At 61.2% G+C, this 17483-nt stretch carries 22 protein-coding genes and 1 other annotated feature; of the genes, 18 read left to right on the top strand and 4 right to left on the bottom strand.

Annotated features, from left to right (window positions below; translation table 11 throughout):
- Positions 1–54: 54 nt before the first annotated feature.
- Both B9Z43_RS04680 and B9Z43_RS04675 read right to left on the bottom strand, forming a co-directional pair.
- Positions 55–423 carry a hypothetical protein gene (locus B9Z43_RS04680; RefSeq protein ID WP_108322912.1) on the bottom strand — a complete coding sequence of 123 codons (369 nt, stop codon included), beginning with the start codon at positions 421–423 and terminating at the stop codon, positions 55–57.
- Between the two features lie 852 nt (positions 424–1275).
- The gene (locus B9Z43_RS04675) at positions 1276–2205 is read right to left on the bottom strand and encodes a LysR family transcriptional regulator (protein WP_100174423.1); all 930 of its coding nucleotides are present in this window, start codon (positions 2203–2205) and stop codon (positions 1276–1278) included.
- Positions 2206–2322: 117 nt separating this feature from the next.
- Here B9Z43_RS04675 and B9Z43_RS04670 point away from each other — a divergent pair, with 117 nt between their 5' ends.
- From B9Z43_RS04670 to B9Z43_RS04605, 14 genes are all read left to right on the top strand, one after another.
- Entirely contained in the window at positions 2323–3429 is a 1107-nt protein-coding gene (locus B9Z43_RS04670) for a YeiH family protein (RefSeq protein ID WP_100174373.1), read from the top strand.
- 161 nt (positions 3430–3590) lie between these two features.
- On the top strand, positions 3591–4022 hold the full coding sequence (locus B9Z43_RS04665; RefSeq protein WP_008904227.1) for a nuclear transport factor 2 family protein: 432 nt from the start codon (positions 3591–3593) through the stop codon (positions 4020–4022).
- A 120-nt stretch (positions 4023–4142) separates the two neighbouring features.
- Positions 4143–4460, top strand: coding sequence for a hypothetical protein (locus B9Z43_RS04660; protein WP_231624607.1), 318 nt, complete (start codon positions 4143–4145; stop codon positions 4458–4460).
- Positions 4461–4506: 46 nt separating this feature from the next.
- Entirely contained in the window at positions 4507–5010 is a 504-nt protein-coding gene (locus B9Z43_RS04655; RefSeq protein WP_008904230.1) for an RNA polymerase sigma factor, read from the top strand.
- A gap of 19 nt (positions 5011–5029) precedes the next feature.
- Positions 5030–5929 carry an anti-sigma factor gene (locus tag B9Z43_RS04650; protein WP_108322911.1) on the top strand — a complete coding sequence of 300 codons (900 nt, stop codon included), beginning with the start codon at positions 5030–5032 and terminating at the stop codon, positions 5927–5929.
- A gap of 161 nt (positions 5930–6090) precedes the next feature.
- Positions 6091–7485, top strand: a complete 1395-nt coding sequence (locus tag B9Z43_RS04645; RefSeq protein ID WP_062405660.1) for a YncE family protein — start codon at positions 6091–6093, stop codon at positions 7483–7485.
- Positions 7482–7841: a DUF305 domain-containing protein gene (locus B9Z43_RS04640; RefSeq protein WP_008904210.1), complete on the top strand. Its 360-nt coding sequence runs from the start codon at positions 7482–7484 to the stop codon at positions 7839–7841. The genes B9Z43_RS04645 and B9Z43_RS04640 overlap by 4 nt, the downstream gene beginning before the upstream one ends.
- Before the next feature lie 70 nt (positions 7842–7911).
- Complete coding sequence (locus B9Z43_RS04635; RefSeq protein ID WP_050813810.1) at positions 7912–8445, top strand: RNA polymerase sigma factor; 534 nt, start codon at positions 7912–7914, stop codon at positions 8443–8445.
- Positions 8442–9044 carry a hypothetical protein gene (locus B9Z43_RS04630; protein ID WP_108322910.1) on the top strand — a complete coding sequence of 201 codons (603 nt, stop codon included), beginning with the start codon at positions 8442–8444 and terminating at the stop codon, positions 9042–9044. The genes B9Z43_RS04635 and B9Z43_RS04630 overlap by 4 nt, the downstream gene beginning before the upstream one ends.
- 85 nt (positions 9045–9129) lie before the next feature.
- A complete protein-coding gene (locus B9Z43_RS04625; protein WP_041484972.1) occupies positions 9130–10362 on the top strand; it encodes a sulfite oxidase in 1233 nt (410 codons plus the stop codon).
- Complete coding sequence (locus B9Z43_RS04620; RefSeq protein WP_008904214.1) at positions 10359–10706, top strand: cytochrome c; 348 nt, start codon at positions 10359–10361, stop codon at positions 10704–10706. Before B9Z43_RS04625 ends, B9Z43_RS04620 begins: the two co-directional genes overlap by 4 nt.
- A 562-nt stretch (positions 10707–11268) precedes the next feature.
- Entirely contained in the window at positions 11269–11523 is a 255-nt protein-coding gene (locus B9Z43_RS04615; protein WP_108322909.1) for a hypothetical protein, read from the top strand.
- 504 nt (positions 11524–12027) lie between these two features.
- A complete protein-coding gene (locus tag B9Z43_RS17010; protein ID WP_146183958.1) occupies positions 12028–12363 on the top strand; it encodes a hypothetical protein in 336 nt (111 codons plus the stop codon).
- A gap of 26 nt (positions 12364–12389) precedes the next feature.
- Positions 12390–12965 carry a hypothetical protein gene (locus tag B9Z43_RS04605; RefSeq protein ID WP_146183957.1) on the top strand — a complete coding sequence of 192 codons (576 nt, stop codon included), beginning with the start codon at positions 12390–12392 and terminating at the stop codon, positions 12963–12965.
- A 183-nt stretch (positions 12966–13148) separates the two neighbouring features.
- Here the strand turns inward: B9Z43_RS04605 and B9Z43_RS04600 are convergent.
- A protein-coding gene (locus B9Z43_RS04600; RefSeq protein ID WP_108322906.1) for an IS3 family transposase occupies positions 13149–14386 on the bottom strand; the annotation gives its coding sequence in 2 pieces (ribosomal slippage) (positions 13149–14095 and positions 14095–14386; 1239 coding nt in all).
- Positions 13989–14105 (bottom strand) — a sequence feature (AL1L pseudoknot). It overlaps the preceding gene by 117 nt.
- Between B9Z43_RS04600 and B9Z43_RS04595 the strand changes: the two genes are divergently transcribed.
- The 4 genes from B9Z43_RS04595 to B9Z43_RS04580 all read left to right on the top strand — a co-directional run bounded on the left by B9Z43_RS04595 (position 14385) and on the right by B9Z43_RS04580 (position 16128).
- A complete protein-coding gene (locus B9Z43_RS04595; RefSeq protein ID WP_108322905.1) occupies positions 14385–14711 on the top strand; it encodes a hypothetical protein in 327 nt (108 codons plus the stop codon). The two genes, B9Z43_RS04600 and B9Z43_RS04595, sit on opposite strands and share 2 nt — an antisense overlap.
- 36 nt (positions 14712–14747) lie before the next feature.
- Positions 14748–14927, top strand: coding sequence for a hypothetical protein (locus B9Z43_RS04590; RefSeq protein ID WP_108322904.1), 180 nt, complete (start codon positions 14748–14750; stop codon positions 14925–14927).
- Between the two features lie 365 nt (positions 14928–15292).
- Positions 15293–15472 carry a hypothetical protein gene (locus B9Z43_RS04585; RefSeq protein WP_108322903.1) on the top strand — a complete coding sequence of 60 codons (180 nt, stop codon included), beginning with the start codon at positions 15293–15295 and terminating at the stop codon, positions 15470–15472.
- A gap of 212 nt (positions 15473–15684) precedes the next feature.
- Positions 15685–16128, top strand: coding sequence for a DUF6641 family protein (locus B9Z43_RS04580; RefSeq protein WP_108322902.1), 444 nt, complete (start codon positions 15685–15687; stop codon positions 16126–16128).
- Between the two features lie 5 nt (positions 16129–16133).
- Here the strand turns inward: B9Z43_RS04580 and B9Z43_RS04575 are convergent, their stop codons facing one another.
- On the bottom strand, positions 16134–17483 hold the full coding sequence (locus B9Z43_RS04575; RefSeq protein ID WP_233253947.1) for a hypothetical protein: 1350 nt from the start codon (positions 17481–17483) through the stop codon (positions 16134–16136).

Below are 17483 nucleotides of genomic sequence, written 5' to 3'. Positions count from 1 at the left end.
GGTCGCTGCGCGCGAAATGCGTATTTACCCTAGAGGGCTGCCAGGGTTCTGGATTCATGTAGCCCAGCAAGCAGAAGCGCGCGACCCCGGTGTACCCCTCGCTCGTGAAGCAAATTCGCTGATCGCGTTTTCCAACTGGCCGAGCTCTCGCACGGGTTTGCCGAAACTGCGAGTGCAAGCAATCTGTTTGCGGGCCTCCTCGTGATCGGACAGCTCAATGCAGGAAACGCCCTGGAGCTCTCGCACTGTTTTGGCCATCACCACGCCCCAACGCGCCTGCACCTGGGCGGGGTTCATCCGGCGAAGATCAAGAACGCTGTGCACGCCCACCTCGCGCAACTGGTCCCGATAACGTGACCCCACGCCCCACACCTCTCCTGCCTCGGTGAGGGCAAGCAAGTCCTCAAGATCCTTCTCGGGCATGGCCCCGAGGTTGCAGACCTGAGCGAGCTCGGCCGAGTAGGCGAAGCATCGCGCAGCGTGTACATCTGGGTCGACAGCGAGATCTTGACGCAGCCATCGTTGTTTCTGAATGACCCTAACAGTTAGTCAGGTAAAGTTCCCCCATCAATCTTGACTAACAGTTTCCTGCTTTTTTTGCAGAACCACCGCTCCCTACTTGATGGGAAGCAAATGGCTCTCCCGGAGGCTAGACTTCCGCTATCGGCCTCTAGCAGTCCTTCGCCTCGTGCTGTCCACTGAACGGTCAAGACTGATTGCTGCCACTTAGGTTCGACGGCAGAGTCCATGGGCGCCACCGCAAGCGGTCGCTCACCGGTCAGGATCTCAAGCGACCGATCGATTACCTGTACCGGTCGTTCGGCACTGTAGCGAAGTGCAAAGTTCTGGAATGGCCCTTTGCGTCACGGACGAAACGGTGTTCTGGACCCTGGGCAGGCCTTCTTCAAGCGCCAGCAGGGAGGGCGAATCACTTCTTTTGGTCCTTCAGTGTCCGTAGCGCAATACCCGCCACCCGGGTTCCCAGTGCTCCTCAAAGTGCGTGATAGACGGGCAATAGTTCACTTTGACCTGATGCTGTTGCAACATTCTGATCATTGCTCTCGCCGCAAATAAAGAAGGAGACAAGGGGTGGCCGTTGGATCGCAATGCCCAAGACATCGCGTGCGGTATGTGGATATGCGGCAGTCTTGACCTCGCCATCCGCATCCGGCATTTGTGCAGGTGAGCCTGCCGTGAATCTCGTTGAAGGTGCGTGGATAAGCTTTGAGCGCCGACTGGCGAGCTGCTCAGGCCTGACCTCGATGGAGTCACATTTCATGGCGCCGTTTTCTCGGCGCCAGATACCTGGTCGACAAATGCCAGCAGCGAAGCGGTGGGCTGTTTGTCGCGATGCACGACCAGGTGAGATTGTCGGAGCTGCCGCGGCAAGGTCGTGGCGATGCGGCACAGGCGGCCGGCCTCCAAAGCGTCGCTCACGACCCACGACGAAAGGCAGGCCACCCCCATACCCGCCTCGGCCGCATGTTTGATCGCCTCCGAACTTCCCAGCTCGATGCTTCGACGGTAGGAGCGCAAGTGGGGCAGCAGACTTTGGTCGGTGGCCTCGCGCGTTCCCGAGCCCAACTCACGCACCAGCCAGACCCCTTCACGCAGTGTCCGCATTGGCACCCGCTCGCCGGCCAGGCTCATTCGTGCCCACGCGCTGTCGGGCGATGTAACGACCACCATCTCGTCCTGGTGCCATGGCGTGACGGCCAGCGCCGCTTGGTGGCAAGGCCCTTCGATCAGGCCCACGTCCAGTTCAAACGCAGCGACCGCGTCACAGATGGCCGCCGTGTTTCCGATCACGACCTTTGAGCGCCAGGCACTGGCATGGCCCGGTTGCGCTGCGACAAAACGGGCCAGCAGCCTGGGCAGCACATAGTTGCCGATGGTGGTGCTGGCGCCGATGCGCAGCGACTGCGCCTGGGCGCTGCCATCGCGGGACATCAACTCGATGCCGGCGGCACCGTCCAGCAGCGCCAGGGCCCGCGGCAGTAACGCACGGCCGTTGTCGTTGAGCAGCAGGCGCTTGCCCGCGCGGTCGAACAGGCGCAGCGACAGCAGCCGCTCAAGTTCATTCACGGCCGAGCTGGTGGCCGACTGCGACAGCGCGATCTCGGCGCTGGCTGCCGTGGTAGTGCCGCTGCGCGCAACCGCCACGAAGATCTGCAGCTGTCGCAGCGTGAGGCGAAGGGTATTCATGGCGGATTTGTTTGCAAAGCGATCAGATGGGTACATCTTAGCGATACAACCCGTTTGACGGGTCATCTATGAAGCCGGAAGCTTCGTCCTCATGAACTTCAACCGGAGGCAAGCAGCATGACCATCAACGTACTTCCTGAGCCACGCACATCGGCCTCTGCATCGGCTTTCGCACGCATGCTCCCCGGCCTGGCCCTGAGCGGCGCCTTGGCTGCCACCGGTATCGCGCTGGGCCGCATCGCCTGGCTGCAGGACCATGGCTTCAGTGCGCTGACGCTGGCCATCGTGCTGGGCATGATCGTGGGCAACACGGTTTACCCGTGGGCCCCGCGCTGGGCGGTAGCCAGCGGCGCCGGCGTCAACTTCTCCAAGCAGAACCTGCTTCGCCTGGGCGTGGTGCTGTACGGCCTGCGGCTCACCGTGCAGGACATTGACCATGTTGGCATAGCTGGTGTCGCCATCGACACAATGATATTGGGCTCGACCTTCGCACTGGCCTGCCTCATCGGCACGCGCTGGCTGGGCCTGGAGCGCAAGACGGCGATGCTGATCGGCGCTGGCAGTGCCATCTGCGGCGCTGCTGCGGTGATGGCCGCCGAGCCGGTGGTCAAGGCGCGCGCCGAGCAGGTCACGGTGGCGGTGGCCACGGTGGTGGTGTTCGGCACGCTGGCGATCTTCCTGTACCCGGCGCTGTTCGAGCTGAACCGGCACTGGGCGCTGATCCCCGGCGGCGCCAACGGGTTCGGCATCTACGTCGGATCGACCATCCACGAGGTGGCCCAGGTGGTGGCCGCAGCACGTTCGGTGGGCCCGGACGCAGCCAACTCGGCCGTCATCGCGAAGATGGTTCGAGTAATGATGCTGGCGCCGTTCCTGGTGATGCTGTCGGCTTGGCTGGCGCGCGACAGCACCCTGCAAGCCCTGGTGGAGGCAGAGCATGCTCACGCCAAGGGTCAACTCGCTGTGCCCTGGTTCGCCTTCGGCTTCGTCGCGGTTGTGTTGCTCAATTCGCTGCAATGGCTGCCGGCGTCGGTGGTGGCAGTGACGATCGAGATTGACACCGCGCTGCTGGCGATGGCGATGGCTGCGCTCGGCCTGGCCACGCACATCGGCGCCATTCGCAAGGCCGGGGCCAAGCCGCTGCTGCTGGCGTTGATCTTGTTCGGCTGGCTCATCGTCGGAGGCGCGCTCATCAACCGCTGGGTGCCGGCCCTGCTGGGCTGAAGCCTCGAATTCACGGCCCAGGGCCCTGACCCTAAATTTCTTTGCACGCTCTGGAATAGACCGCATGCCGACGCCGTCTGCTCTTTTGTCGGGACCTATCGGACCCTTCGTCCAGCACTCACCCCCCTTCACTTCACACCAACCCTTCATCGGAGCCCACAATGTTCAAGACTTTCGCTTTCGCCGCCACCGCCCTGACGCTCGCCTCCGGCAGCGCCTTCGCCGCCCCCAGCGACGACGCCCGCACGCACTTCCAGGCCATCGCCTCGGGCGACACCCAGATCGTCATGCGTGCCTATGCCGACCAGGCCCAGCTGAACTGGGTAGGCGGCCCACTCGACGGCACCTATGCCACCACCGATGCCATTCGCGGCACCTGGGAGAAGTTCGGCAAGGCCGTCGGCCCACTGAAGCTCACAGTCGGCCAGATTGAAGAATCGGCCAACCCCAAGGGCGCCACCGTCTCGGCCAACGTCGTCTTCGAAGGTAAGATGCCCATCAAGGTGCGCTACGTGCTGACGTTCCGTGAAGGCAAGATCGTCAGTGAAACCTGGCAGATCGACCCCAAGCTGGCGGTGGCTGCGGCTTACTGAACGGCACGCAGCGTGGCTACTCTCCACCAGACCCTAAAGGACAACCCCATGAAGCACCTTTCGACTCTGGCCGCGCTGCTGATCACAGCGGCTTCCTTCGCGGCACCACTCACCGGCGCTATGGCTGCCGACGCGCCGGCCAAGCTCGCCAACGGCGCGCTGGTCGACGCCAAGGGCATGACGCTCTACACCTTCGACAAGGACGTGGCAGGCAGCGGCAAGAGCACCTGCAACGGCGGCTGCGCCGCGCTGTGGCCGCCCGCGATGGCCGCCGCCAGCGACCAACCCGCCGGTGCATACACGATCGTCATGCGCGACGACGGTGCGCGCCAGTGGGCCTACAAGGGCAAGCCGGTGTACACCTACCAGGCCGACCAGAAGCCCGGCGACCGCGCCGGCGACAACTTCAAAGACGTCTGGCACATCATCAAGGAATGACATTTGCTGTCGACTTCCGTCCAGACCCTCAGGCCACGACCCCCCGATGCAAGACGACGCAAGCCTGCTGAGCTGGGTGCCGCGCCTGCGCCGCTATTCGCGCGCACTGGTGAACAACCGTGACGACGCCGACGATTTGGTGCAGGACACGCTGGAGCGGGCCTGGGCCAAGTCGAACCTGTGGGGCGGCGTGGCCGACATGCGCGCCTGGCTCTTCAGCATCATGCACAACCTGCACGTCGATGGCGTGCGCCGTCCCAGGCTGCACACCGTGACCATGGACGACGACACGCCCGAAGTGCCGGTGGCGCCGACACAAACCGACAGGCTGGCTGTACTGGATCTGCAGGCTGCACTGGACTTGCTGCCCGTCGAGCAGAAGGAAGTGCTTCTTCTGGTGACGCTGGAAGACATGGCCTATGCCGATGTGGCGCAGGCCCTGGGTATCCCCATCGGCACCGTGATGTCGCGCCTGTCGCGAGGCCGTGAGCGCCTGCGCGGCCTGATGGAAGGCCGCGCAGAACCGGTGCGGCTGAAAGTCGTCAAATGAATGTATTGCGAAGCAACCCATGAATACCGACCGTCCGCCACCGTCCATTCCCCCGGTCACCGAGGCCGACCTGCATGCGTTCGTTGATGGCCGCCTGCCCGCTGAGCGCCAGGTCGAGATCGCCGCTTATCTGGCCGCACGCCCTGAAGACGCGCAGCGCTTGGAGGCCTACCGGGCGCATAAGCGCGAACTGCACGCCTTGTTCGATCCCGTGCTGGATGAACAGCCGCCGCAGCGCCTGCTGAAATCGGCGCGCCCGCGCGCCGTGCCGCAGACGCCTTGGTACCTCCAGCGCCTGGCCGCTGGGATCGCCATCGCCGTCATCAGCGGCGCCACAGGCTGGGGCTTGCGGGGCGGCCTGCCCGCGGGGGGCGACGATGCCGGCCGCATGGCCGCCGCGGCACCCGCCGAGCGCGGCCTGACGCTGGCGTCAGCGGGCGGCTTCGCGCAGCGCGCGGCGGTGGCTCACGCGGTATACAGTCCCGACCCGCGCCGCCCGGTCGAGGTGGACGCGGCGCACGAAGACCAGCTCGTGGCCTGGCTGTCCAAGCGCATGGGCGCGCCGATGAAGCCGCCGTACCTGCAGGCCCAGGGCTATACGCTGGAAGGCGGGCGCCTGTTGCCGGGCGGCCAGGGGCCGGTGGCGCAGTTCATGTACCGCAACGAGCTCGGCAGCAAACTGACGCTGTACGTATCCAACGATGTCGCCGACGTGGGCAGTGCCGCGGGGCCGGACAAGGCACTGCAGGCCAGCGTGAAGAACACAGACACGGCCTTCCGCTTCGCACGCGAAGGTGTGGTCAATGTCTTCTACTGGGTCGACGGTCCCTTCGGCTACGCCCTGTCGTCCGACGCCGACCGCAGCGTGCTGGCGCAGGTGTCGGCCGAGGTCTATCGGCAACTTGGCACCCCGCGCTGAAGGCCAGGGCGGCGTCGGCGCGACGCGCTGTCGGCATGCCCAGGGAATGAAACGGCCCGAGCCGCGCTCTTGACCTGAAGCAAGCGCTGGGCAGTGGTTCATCGGCGGCTCCCGGCCCACGACCCAAGCGATCACTCTCCACACCAACTCAGAAAGCACACATGACCACCCAACGCCGCGACATTCTCAAGTACACCCTGGCCGCCGCGGCAGCCAGCGCGCTGCCCGCAGCACATGCCCAGGCCCCGTCCGGCGCTTCAGCGGGAGCCGCAGCCACCGGCATCGACCCGCGCGACCGCGTCTTCATCACCAATGAAGACTCCAACACGCTGGTCGTCATCGATCCGAAGACGAACACCGTCGAGAGCACGATCAACCTGACCAGCTTCGACGAAGACCCGCGGCCTCCATTTCGCTACGTCACCGCCGGCGTGGCGCCGACACACGCGGCGATGATCCACAAGCCGCTGTACCACGGCTGCATCGACGCCCACGGCGCGGTGCCGTCGCCCGACGGCCGGCTGCTGGCCACCAGCGGGCGCGGCTCCAGCAACATTTATCTGATCGACGCCGAGCAGCGCCGCGTGATCGGCAACACACCCAACCCTGCGTCTGGGCCCACCACCAACCCCGAGCGCCTGAGTAGTGGCCTGCTGCTGGGCCGCGAACCGCACGAGCCCACTTTCACGCGCAACGGCCGCGAGCTGTGGGTCACGCTGCGCGGTGAAGACCGTATTGCCATCGTCGGCGTCGATCGTGCCGTTCGCCAGCTCAAGGGGGCCGACAGCCCGGGCTCCAGCGCGGTTCGCCAATACCTGCCCACACTGAGCGGCCCGGCGCAGGTGTGGTTCAACCGTGAGGGTACGTTGGCCTTTGTGGCCAGCCAGAAGGTGTCGAAGATCGACGTGTTCCGCGTCAACCCCGGCGCGGATGGCCACAGCCAACCGCAGCGGCTGACCACGCTGGACATCAGCGCACAGGACAAACCCGGCTTCACGCCCTTCATGAAGACCACACCCGACGGTGCCGAGGTGTGGTTCTCGCACAAGCTGGCTGATGCGGTGTCTTGCCGCTCGACGCAGGGTGGCTTCGACCTGATCGACACCGTGCCACTCGGCATGGGCGCTCGGCCCAACCACGTTGAGTTCGTGCGCAATGCGCGCGGCAGCGTGGTCTATGCCAGCCTGGCGCGCATCGACGATGGTGGCCCCGGCGGCGTGGCGTCGAGCCCGATCGCCATCATCGACCGCAGCGCTCCGGGCGGACAGCGCAAGGTGGTGGGCACCTTCTCCAGCCGTGGCCGCGAGTCGCACGGGTTGTGGACCAACCCCGAGAACACGCTGCTGTATGTGGCCCACGAACAGGACGAGCTGCCCGGCACGCCCAACGCGGGCCAGACCGTGTGCAGTGCATTTGATGTGAGCGACCCGCTGCGCCCGACCTTCATTGCGCAGATCCCCCTGGGCAATCTGACGCTGCCCTCTGGCGCGCTGCGCAACAAAAAGAGCATCAACCTCGTCTACGTGCGTGTGGGCGAGAAGGGCCAGACGGCATGAGCGGCGCGCACACCAGCCACGGCGCCAGCGCCGCGCACACCAGCGCATTCCAGCGGGATATGGACGAATCGATGGCCCGCATGATGCAGGCCATGCACAGCCCGGGCTACGCAGGCCAGGCCGACCAGGACTTTCTGGCGATGATGATTCCGCACCACGCCGGCGCTGTGGACATGGCGCGGCTGGTGTTGCAGCATGGGCGCGATCCTGTCACCCGGCAGTTGGCCGAGGAAATCATTGCCGGGCAGACGGTGGAGATCCAGAGCATGCAACGCCGACTGCACACCCTGCAGCAGCGCACAGCCAAAGGTGCGGAAGCGGAATTTCCGTCGCTGGGTGGGACGCGGGGGCCTTGATCGACAGCCCTAGGGAAAGTACCAATGAGCGCCACGGAATGAACCAAGCCATGCAGCGCTCTTGATCACCATGCTGTTCCAGTCTGCCGAGTCCCGCTATAACCAATGGGTGCGTGAGCACTACCGTTTTTTGCTGCGCAGTGCGTGGGCGCTCACTGGTTCGCGCGCCATTGCCGAAGACGTGGTGCAAGACTGTTTTGCCAACGCCTGGAAGCACCGGGAGCAACTGCGCGACGCTGCGCTGGCACGGGCTTGGCTCTTTCAGATCATGCGCCGCGCCGCCTTTCGCCAGGCCGCACCCAGCATGCAGTCGCTGGACGATGAAGAGCAGCCCGAGCAAGCGGCGCCCGACGCGGGGCTGGACGACAAACTCGATGTCGTCAAGGCGCTCGCGCGCCTGGCGCCCATCCACCGCGAGGTGCTGGTGCTGTTTTATTTCGACGACATGCCCACCGCCCAGATGGCCGAGGCGCTGGAGATCGCGCCCGGCACGGTGTTGTCGCGCCTAGCCCGTGCGCGCGACGCTTTGAAGCTGGCCATGGGGGTACCTGCGACACCCAAGGCCGATGTCAACGTTACCCCGTTTCGCAGGACCAAGACATGAGCCCCGATACCGACGCGCCTTTCCTGCCCGACAGCGAATTCGATTTGCGCGCGCGCGCCGAGTTGGCGATCGCCTTCGAGGCCAGCGACGCACCGGCACACCTGTACCGAAAGCCGCAGCCGCTGCTGGCGCGACGCGGCTTGCAGCGTTTTCTGGCTGCGCTTTTGCTGGCCGGTGGCACCAGCGGCGGGGTGCTCGCCGTGCGACCGCCAGCGATGGTGCGCGACGCGATCGACCACGAATACCACGAGCGCAGCTTGCGGGGCAGTTTCATGGAGCAGCGCCAGTTGCTCATGCACCTGGGCATGCGGGACGCCAACGTGGTGCCCGGGTTTCCCCAACTCATGCGGCCATGCGATATCGAAGGTCACCTCGCTTACCACCTCACCACGTTCTTCGAGAAGGGCGGCATGGTGACGGTGTATGCCTTTGACCAGTCTGTGGACCTGCGCGAGGCCAGCGGCTGGTGGAGCAACGTGCGCTGGAAGGTGATCCGCTCGCGCGAGGGCAAGCCCTTGTTGCTGGTGGCCCAGAAAAAGAAGGCACTGGCGGTCGCGCAGACGGCACTGCAGGCACCTCCCGTGTCCGGGCCAGGCTGAGGCACCGCGTCCCTGTCAACGAATCAACCGCTCACCCCTTTCACCCCAACCGGCGCACGACGCCCAACCACCGGAGACCCCAGAAATGAACCAACAACCCACCTCGCTCCCCCGGCGCCACCTGCTGGCCGGCAGCGGCGCTGCTTTGGCTGCCGTTGGTCTGGCCAGCTTTGGCCGCACCGCAGCCGCTGCTGGTGAGACCGCGCCCGTCGCCTTGGCCGGTGCTGCCAAGCCTCTGCCAGCGTACGTGGGCTGGAAGGACCCGGCCAGCCTGATCGTGCACAGCAGCACCACCATTGAGACCAAGCGCAGTGTGTTCGGCACCAGCGTAATCACGCCGTCCGAGCAGCTCTACATCCGCAACAACCTGCCCGCGCCCGACGCCTCGATCCTGGGCAACCGCGATGCCTGGGAGATCAACATCGAGGGGGTGAAGAACCCGCGCAAACTCACGCTGGGCGACCTCAAGCGCATAGGCATCGAGACCACGGCGATGGTGTTGCAATGCTCTGGCAACGGACGCGGCTACTTCCCCAACAAGCCCAGTGGAACGCCTTGGCAAGTGGGCGCAGCAGGCTGTGTGGTGTGGAGCGGTGTGCCGGTGCGCTGGGTGGTGGATGCCCTGGGCGGCGTGGAGGCCGGCATGGCCTACCTCACCGGCACAGGCGGCGAAAAACTCCCCGATGGACTGGACCCCAAGAGCGTGATCGTGGAACGCTCGGTGCCTGCTGCCGCACTCGCCGATGCCCTGCTGGCCTGGGAAATGAACGGTGTGCCGATTTCGCTGGCCCACGGCGGCCCACTGCGCTTGATCGTGCCGGGTTACACGGGCGTGAACAACATCAAGTACGTCAAACGCCTGGCCTTCACCGCTCAGGAGACCGACGCACGCATCATGTCGCACGGCTACCGCATTTCACCGCCCGGCGCGAAGGGCGACCCGTCGCAGCCATCGGTGCAGGAAATGACGGTGAAGTCGTGGATCAACGGTCCCGGCACGGACGGCGCCCCGCTTAAAGCGGGTGACACACAGATCCATGGCGTGGCGTTTGGCGGCATGAACGCGGTGGCCAAGGTCGAGGTTTCTCTGGACGGCGGAAAAACCTGGCAGCTCGCGCGCATGGTGGGGCCCGACCTCGGCCGCTTTGCGTGGCGGCAGTTTGTTTTTGCGGCGCGCCTGCCGGCGGGCCAGTTCACCCTGGCGAGCCGAGCCACCGACACCGCAGGCAACGTGCAGCCCGAACAACGCATGGAAAACGCGGGCGGCTACAACAACACCAGCTGGGCCGACCACGCCGTGAAAGTGAGCGTGGCATGAAGCGCACAATCCAAAAACACGCGTTGGTCGCTGCCCTGTGGTCGTTGGCATTCACAGTGCTGCCCGTGCACGCCGCCGACGATGCCGCGCAACTTCAACAAGGCAAGGTGTTGTTCGGCCAAGGCGCGGTGCCTGCCTGCGCCCTGTGCCATGCGCTCAAGGACGCGGGAGCCGAAGGCGCCGTGGGCCCCAGCCTGGACGAGCTCAAGCCCGATGCCAAGCGCGTGGCCACCGCGCTGCGCAACGGCATTGGGCAGATGCCGTCCTACAACGGCAAACTCAGTGATGCGCAAATTGCCGCCCTGGCGGCCTACGTGGCCAAGGCTTCGGGTGGATCAAAGTGATGGCTGGTTGGCCACAGCGCTGTTGCGCCAACTGACAAAAAGGACGGGATCACCTGCAAACAGCGATCCCGACTGAGTGGCTGACCCAGGGCGGGTCAGCCACTCACCATCACTTGCCTGGTTTGATGTCGGGGACCACCATCCAGCCAGCCCCCATCATCACAACCGCCGGGAACTTCTCGCCGGCCTAAGTCTTGCCCAGCATGGCCTTGTGCTCGCGGTAAGCCATCAACGCTGGCGACACGCCCAGGTGATTGATCGCACCATGCTTGATGCTGCTGCAGTCTTGCTCGTCGAGCTTGCAGATCTCTGCACGCTGTTGTCAACTCTCTAGCAATGTCAACTGCGCGCCTGAAACCTGTCTCTGCGCATTACCACGATGCATGAATAGGAGTGATCGCAATCCGGCACGCCAAGGGCATTCACGTTGAAAACTCGAACGGCAGCAACCGCTGCACTCCCGGCATTCACGAGGACTTGCCGAACTTCCGCAGTGGGCCCACCACCGCCCCAGCTACCATGACGCACATCGGCCAGAGGTGGACGTTCTAGGAGGGGCAACATGCGCGAAGCGAAGATTGCTGGTTGGTTCTTTTTCGTTTTGGGAGTCGGTTTGAGTCTGCTCAGCGCATGGGCGGCCTTCACATTGGCACCTCCGTCGCCAACCATCTCGTCGCTCCGCAACGGTCTGGCGCAAGTCTTAAAGACAGCACTTGGTGAGCCAGCCGGCCATGTTGCATACCACCTGTTTTGGACGGCCATCGGCGCTTGCGTGGCCTACCTTGCGCTGCGAGTACTGAAAGACCAGTCGAGGTAAGGTCCTACGGTTTCGTTCGCTCAGGGACCACCACCGCCCCCGCTAACATGCCGCACGGCGTCCAATAGCGGGCATTGATCAAGGCGTTTACAGCATGAAACTTAATCGTGGTGAACCGGACCACGCATATTGGAAGAAGCCGTTCTCGCACAAAGAGATGGCCGCAGCCTGGTGGGGTCTCGGCGCGTGCTCTATCGTGCTCGGTCTTCAAGAATGGTTTGACCCTTCGCAGGCACCGTTCAGCGGTCGCTGGAGCTGGATCAAGACGATGGCATTCAACGCGATGGGGCACCAAGGGCCTGCGATTGTGTACATGGGCCTCGGCGCAATCCTAGTAGCCGCAGGTTGCCTGAAGTGGTCCCATTACCGAGCGCAAAATCGGGCGTAGGGACGGACGTGTCCGGGTTGAAGTGCGCGCGCGCTGGCTTTGAGCCCTGTTCGGTTCGCGCTAGCATGGCGATCATCGACCAGTAGCAGTCACCCAAACTGGCCATGAATTGGGGGATGACGATGCGAAATGCATTATTCGGTTTAGCGATTTGCACGGTGCTTATTGCGGCGCTGCCGGTGATTTACGCCCTCAGTCCTGCACTGTCGCTGGTAGCCGTGCTGATCGTGCCCGCATTTTTTCTTTATGTATTCGATGTTGGATCAGCCATAGCTGCGCGATTTTCAACTGGCACCAAGCCTCTTCGTTTTCTTGGAGCAATGAGCGTACTTCCGCAAGCGCTGGCAGGAACGTGCATTGCTCTGTTTGGCATAGGGCTGCTTGTGACTTCTTGGCTCTGGCCCAGAAGCACGGAACTGGGAGGATGGTGGCTCACGACTCCCTGCCTCTGATTAGTCACACCTCCGTCGACAAGGGGTTGGCCTCATTCATCGATCTACGGAATGAAGCCTCGCACGCGACTCGACGTGTCGGCGAAGTTATTGGCGACGATACCTTAGTTGCATACGTAAGATTCATTCGTGCGCTGTGCGAAGCAATAGTCGAGGCGATGCTACTTTCTTCACTTCAATGGCATTCCGAACACGGAAATTGGACCAAAGCTGGAAGGATTGAGTCGGTTGTCACGGGAAACAAGAGGATATGCGTGGCGCCTCTTCAAAGTTGTCGAATCCGGCAGGGTGACAGTATCTATATTTCGGGCACGTACCAGTGTCTCGCCGCAAAAATCGAAGAAATTCGGATTGAAGACCAAGTTGTTACTGACTATGTGATCGGTCTGACCCCGAAGGAGGTCGGCCTTCGGTTGGATATTGAGACCTACAAAAACGCCATCGTGTGGGTTGAGAGTCGGCAGCCAGCGCCTACGTCGCCTACCCAATCCTTGGCCCCCCTGACAATAAACTTGGACGACCAAAGTGAAGATGTAGATGTGGACGCTGAATTGCCGGCCGAAGAAGCTGCTAATTTAGATAATACTTCCGACGTTGGTTGAAGGGCACAATTCTCTTGGTATCGGAAACTCGGGTTGGATGTCGCGTTCAACCGAGGTTGGAGTCTCTCGGCCCAACGGGTTCTAACCTTAGTTGGTAACGGGAGCTGCCAGTGCGTGCCACCCACAGAACTCACTCATTGCGGCAGGAGTGAATCGCCCCGGGTATCGTGGAGGCTGGTTGGTTTAAGTTGAGACCTCGGTCTCGTTGCTCTCGGCTAGTTGCCGGTAGTAGTTCACCTCAGCTTCAGCCGGTGGAATATACCCAATCGAGCTGAGCAGTCGGTGATTGTTGAACCAAGCTACCCATTCCAGGGTTGCCAGCTCCAGTGCCTCCTTGGTTTTCCAAGGCGCACGGCGGTGGATCAATTCGGCCTTGTACAGACCATTGATCGTCTCGGCCAGGGCGTTGTCGTAGCTGTCGCCACGGCTGCCCACTGATGGCTCTATGCCAGCCTCAGCCAGGCGTTCGGTATAAAGAATGGAAACATATTGAGACCCCCTGTCCGAATGGTGAATCAAGGCATCCGAGCGTTCTGGTTGCCTGTCAAACAAGGCCTGCTCCAGCGCATCGAGTACAAAGTCCGTTCGCATGGAACTGCTGACACGCCAGCCCACGATGCGCCTGGCAAACACATCGATCACAAAGGCCACGTATTGCCAGCCCTGCCAGGTGCTGACATAGGTGAAGTCCGACACCCACAGCTGGTTGGGCCGATCGGCCTTGAACTGGCGGTTAACCCGGTCAAGCGGACAAGGAGTCGCTTTGTCCGGCACCGTGGTGCGAATGACCTTGCCCCGGCGAACGCCGTGCAACCCCAGACGTTTCATCAGCCGCTCGACCGTACAGCGCGCCACCTTGGTGCCCTCACGATTCATCTGGTGCCAGACTTTGTCGGCACCATAGACCTGCATATTGGCCTGCCAGACGGCTTGGATCTGTGGCATCAGGGCTTCATCACGTTTGGCTCGGGCGCAAAGCAGTTCGGGCTTGCGTTTGCGGGCAGCGTGGCACCTGTAGCCAGACGGGGCGATTTGCAGCACTTTGCAAATCGGCTCGACCCCATAGGCCTCGCGGTTTTGATCAACAAAATCCCTCAGGACTTGAGTCGGCGGTCGAGCTCCGCCTGGGCAAAAAAAGCGCTCGCCAGTTTGAGGATTTCGTTGGCTTTGCGCAGTTCCTTGACTTCACGCTCCAGGTCTTTGATGCGGGCTCGCTCATCAGAGCTGATGCCATCGCGCATGCCTTCGTCAACTTCGTGCTGTCGAACCCAGTCGTTGAGGGTTTGCGGAACGCAGCCGATCTTGGGGGCAATGGACTCAATGGTGGCCCACAGGGATGGGTACTCGCCTCGGTGTTCGAGCACCATACGAACAGCGCGTTCGCGCACCTCGGGTGAAAAACGGTTTGATTTCTTGCTCATGGCTCCATCTTCTCAAAGTGTGGAGCCTCCTCAAAATCCGGGGCGATTCACAAGTGATCGCAAGGTCCTTGCGAACATCCACGACGCTGTGGTGATCGACAAACGCTTGGGTGCTGAGTTGAAGGCGAAGATCGAGTTGTTGATGCAAGAGGAAACTGGCAATCCCTATTGGCGCTTAGGTCAAACGCAATACGAACGCTTCAACTCAACACCTAAAGAAGTGTTGGATGAAGAACAGCTACACCGGCAGCGTATGGCGCAACTTGAAGCGAAAGCACAGGGCTATGAGCCAAAGTTTGCTACGGTCGATGACAAGGTTGTGTGATGCGCCACGCAAGCAAGCTGGCAGCTAAATAGTTGTATGCGATTCTTCGAGTTCAAACCCATCAAACACATCAAGCCACTGACGCCGCCACAAGCCCGCATCCACAACATCAAGGCCAACATCGATCACAGCAAGCGTGCTCTGAAAGCAGAGAAGGACTTGCAGCAACGCCAAGCCGAAGCGGAACGCCAACGCAAGCAACGACTGGGGCGTTGAAATCGCCAAATCGGCTTAAAAGCTTGGGTTCTCAGCAAGATCTATGCACTGTGTGCAGATCACTTGAAGACGCAAGGCAGGCATAGCAAAAATACTTTTCTCCAAGCAGCACCCAATGTCCCGCCAAAGTTTCGGTGCATTGCACCTCGGTTGTCCATAGCGCTGCACGATCATAAAGTTGTGGCTGTCAACTACTTCTACATAGCCACCAATGCAACTCACTTCGCCACTCGCAAATATTTATCACTCACCAAATAAAAGGCGGCTAAAACTGGCTATTTTTTTGGGGTCTGCAGATCGCGGCGCAGATCGATATGGACTTGGCTTGAGGCAGCACGCAAGCAAGCTGGCAGCTAAATAGTTGTATGCGATTCTTCGAGTTCAAACCCATCAAACACATCAAGCCACTGACGCCGCCACAAGCACGCATCCACAACATCAAGGCCAACATCGATCACAGCAAGCGTGCTCTAAAAGCTGAGAAGGACTTGCAGCAACGCCAAGCCGAAGTGGAACGCCAACGCAAGCAACGACTGGGGCGTTGAAATCGCCAAATCGGCTTAAAAGCTTGGGTTCTCAGCAAGATCTATGCAGTGTGTGCAGATCACTTGAAGACGCAAGGCAGGCATAGCAAAAATACTTATCCTCAAGCAGCAGCCAATGTCCCGCCAAAGTTTCGGTGCATTGTCGTTCGGTTGTCCATAGCGCTACACGATCATAAAGTTGTGGCTGTAAAACGCACACAAAGGAGAAGGCAATGACAGCCATTTTGAACACCTTGAAACTCACAGCTGCACGCAAGACCCGTGCATTGCCTGAGTTAGTCAAACGCCGCAACAAGTTGCTGATGAAGCTGGGGGAACAGCGACTGTTGGCAGAGGCACTGAACGAAGGCCGGCACTATGCACCCACACGCTACCGTTCATTTGCTGATGCGGACACGGGTGCGCGAGTGGTCAAAGAAGTTCCCGTGCGCATCAAGCCTTGGTTTTGGACTGGAGAAAAAGGCGAAGTGCTGCTGGCGATTTCATATGGAAGCAAACAACTTGAGCTGCTGAGAGGCAAGACGGCAATTGATGTTGGCGAACAGGCCAACTTGATAGCTGTGTTGGACACGGTGATCGCTGCGACACGCAATGGTGAGCTGGATGCGCAGATCGAAAGTGCCAGCGTCAAGTTGCGCGATGGCTTCAAGAAATAACGCACTCAAGTATTAGATGACTGGCGAGTGCGGCGACTTTGCAGCAATGCAATGTTCTGCTCCCCAGTCACCGTGCTGGCATAGTGATTGTTGATGACTTCTACGCTGGTGCGTGCATTGCGTGCCAGAGTTAGCAAGTCGATGCCTTGGCCATACAGCAAGCGGAAGGTGATGCTGGAGTGACGCAAGCTGTACAAGCTGCGTTCTTGGCCGTGTGGTCCCAGCTTCAAGCCAAGCCTTGCAAGAACCCAGTTGAAGTAGAACGCCAAGACCCAATGTGCATATTGACGGTCACGCAGGTGTGGCAGGAACAAGTAGTCATCCGGCGCTGCAAGCTTCTTGGCTGCATAGTGCTTTGACATCTGTTGATAGATGCGCACAGCTGGCTGCAGCGTGACAATGGGACGACCGTGGCTTTTGGTTTCTGGCAGCGTCAGGCGCAGGTAGGTGTTGTCATTGCGCACCACTTCGATGTGCCTGTGCTTCAATGATTTGAGGTCACTTGGCCGTATGAAGCTATTGACCATAAAACCGATCGCCCAAGCAACATCTGGTGGCATTGTGTTTTCTGCGGCACGCAGGCGATAGTTCTTGCGCAAAGTGCTGTCGCTGTCTGGGTGCCGCGAGCCTTGCAGCTTGCGTGCAGTGCGGATGATGCGCCAGTATTCAGTTGGCGTAAAAGCACCTCGTGGAGTCGTTTGCACACGGACTTTGGGGAACTCTGGCAGCTTGTCCAGTGCGCCCACTGCCACAGCCAAAGTCAGCACCTTGCGCACAATGATCAGGTATTGGCTGACGGTTGTGGATGAAAAGCACTTGCTGAGATATTGAGTGAAGGACAGCAAGGCGGCGTAATCGATGTTGGCAGGTGACTGCTTGCCCCATCTCGGCAAGATGTGTGCATCCAGTCGGTTGCGCAAGACCTTCAAGCTGCCAAGTGCAAACTCACCGCGATCAACCCGTGCTTGTTCGTTTGCAGTCATCTGTGCTGCCAATGCTGCAAAGGTGTGCTGCGGCTTGACTGCTGGCGTGACGCTTAAAACGCCAATGCTTGATGGCGTCTGTTGGTGAAAACTGGCCGACAGCGCTAGCCGCTGTTCATAAAAAGTGCGTGCATAACTTTGTGCCACACGCTGGCTTTGTGTGCGGGTGCTGCTGCGGTGCGTCTTGCCTGCAATCCAACAGCGCACTTGCCAAAACTTGCTGGCTGCGATTTTGTAGATCACAAGCTTTAGCGGATAGCCTGGCACTGGCGTGATAGTTGATGGGATTGGCACGGTGCGTTCGCGTTCGTGCGTCTTGTAATGGCTGTCATTTGCACTTGCGTGAGTGCTTGCGGTAAAACGGTCCAACAT

Source organism: Limnohabitans sp. MMS-10A-192 (assembly GCF_003063335.1).
GTDB lineage: Bacteria > Pseudomonadota > Gammaproteobacteria > Burkholderiales > Burkholderiaceae_C > Limnohabitans_A.
Note: the sequence above shows the minus strand (reverse complement) of the source record. Positions and strands in the feature narration are given on the sequence as shown.

Bases quoted from the DNA above. Each gene is read 5' to 3' on its own strand.
- B9Z43_RS04680 (WP_108322912.1), bottom strand. From the start codon at position 423: ATGCCCGAGAAGGATCTTGAGGACTTGCTTGCCCTCACCGAGGCAGGA.
- B9Z43_RS04675 (WP_100174423.1), bottom strand. From the start codon at position 2,205: ATGAATACCCTTCGCCTCACGCTGCGACAGCTGCAGATCTTCGTGGCG.
- B9Z43_RS04670 (WP_100174373.1), top strand. From the start codon at position 2,323: ATGACCATCAACGTACTTCCTGAGCCACGCACATCGGCCTCTGCATCG.
- B9Z43_RS04665 (WP_008904227.1), top strand. From the start codon at position 3,591: ATGTTCAAGACTTTCGCTTTCGCCGCCACCGCCCTGACGCTCGCCTCC.
- B9Z43_RS04660 (WP_231624607.1), top strand. From the start codon at position 4,143: ATGGCTGCCGACGCGCCGGCCAAGCTCGCCAACGGCGCGCTGGTCGAC.
- B9Z43_RS04655 (WP_008904230.1), top strand. From the start codon at position 4,507: ATGCAAGACGACGCAAGCCTGCTGAGCTGGGTGCCGCGCCTGCGCCGC.
- B9Z43_RS04650 (WP_108322911.1), top strand. From the start codon at position 5,030: ATGAATACCGACCGTCCGCCACCGTCCATTCCCCCGGTCACCGAGGCC.
- B9Z43_RS04645 (WP_062405660.1), top strand. From the start codon at position 6,091: ATGACCACCCAACGCCGCGACATTCTCAAGTACACCCTGGCCGCCGCG.
- B9Z43_RS04640 (WP_008904210.1), top strand. From the start codon at position 7,482: ATGAGCGGCGCGCACACCAGCCACGGCGCCAGCGCCGCGCACACCAGC.
- B9Z43_RS04635 (WP_050813810.1), top strand. From the start codon at position 7,912: ATGCTGTTCCAGTCTGCCGAGTCCCGCTATAACCAATGGGTGCGTGAG.
- B9Z43_RS04630 (WP_108322910.1), top strand. From the start codon at position 8,442: ATGAGCCCCGATACCGACGCGCCTTTCCTGCCCGACAGCGAATTCGAT.
- B9Z43_RS04625 (WP_041484972.1), top strand. From the start codon at position 9,130: ATGAACCAACAACCCACCTCGCTCCCCCGGCGCCACCTGCTGGCCGGC.
- B9Z43_RS04620 (WP_008904214.1), top strand. From the start codon at position 10,359: ATGAAGCGCACAATCCAAAAACACGCGTTGGTCGCTGCCCTGTGGTCG.
- B9Z43_RS04615 (WP_108322909.1), top strand. From the start codon at position 11,269: ATGCGCGAAGCGAAGATTGCTGGTTGGTTCTTTTTCGTTTTGGGAGTC.
- B9Z43_RS17010 (WP_146183958.1), top strand. From the start codon at position 12,028: ATGACGATGCGAAATGCATTATTCGGTTTAGCGATTTGCACGGTGCTT.
- B9Z43_RS04595 (WP_108322905.1), top strand. From the start codon at position 14,385: ATGGCTCCATCTTCTCAAAGTGTGGAGCCTCCTCAAAATCCGGGGCGA.
- B9Z43_RS04590 (WP_108322904.1), top strand. From the start codon at position 14,748: ATGCGATTCTTCGAGTTCAAACCCATCAAACACATCAAGCCACTGACG.
- B9Z43_RS04585 (WP_108322903.1), top strand. From the start codon at position 15,293: ATGCGATTCTTCGAGTTCAAACCCATCAAACACATCAAGCCACTGACG.
- B9Z43_RS04580 (WP_108322902.1), top strand. From the start codon at position 15,685: ATGACAGCCATTTTGAACACCTTGAAACTCACAGCTGCACGCAAGACC.
- B9Z43_RS04575 (WP_233253947.1), bottom strand. From the start codon at position 17,483: ATGTTGGACCGTTTTACCGCAAGCACTCACGCAAGTGCAAATGACAGC.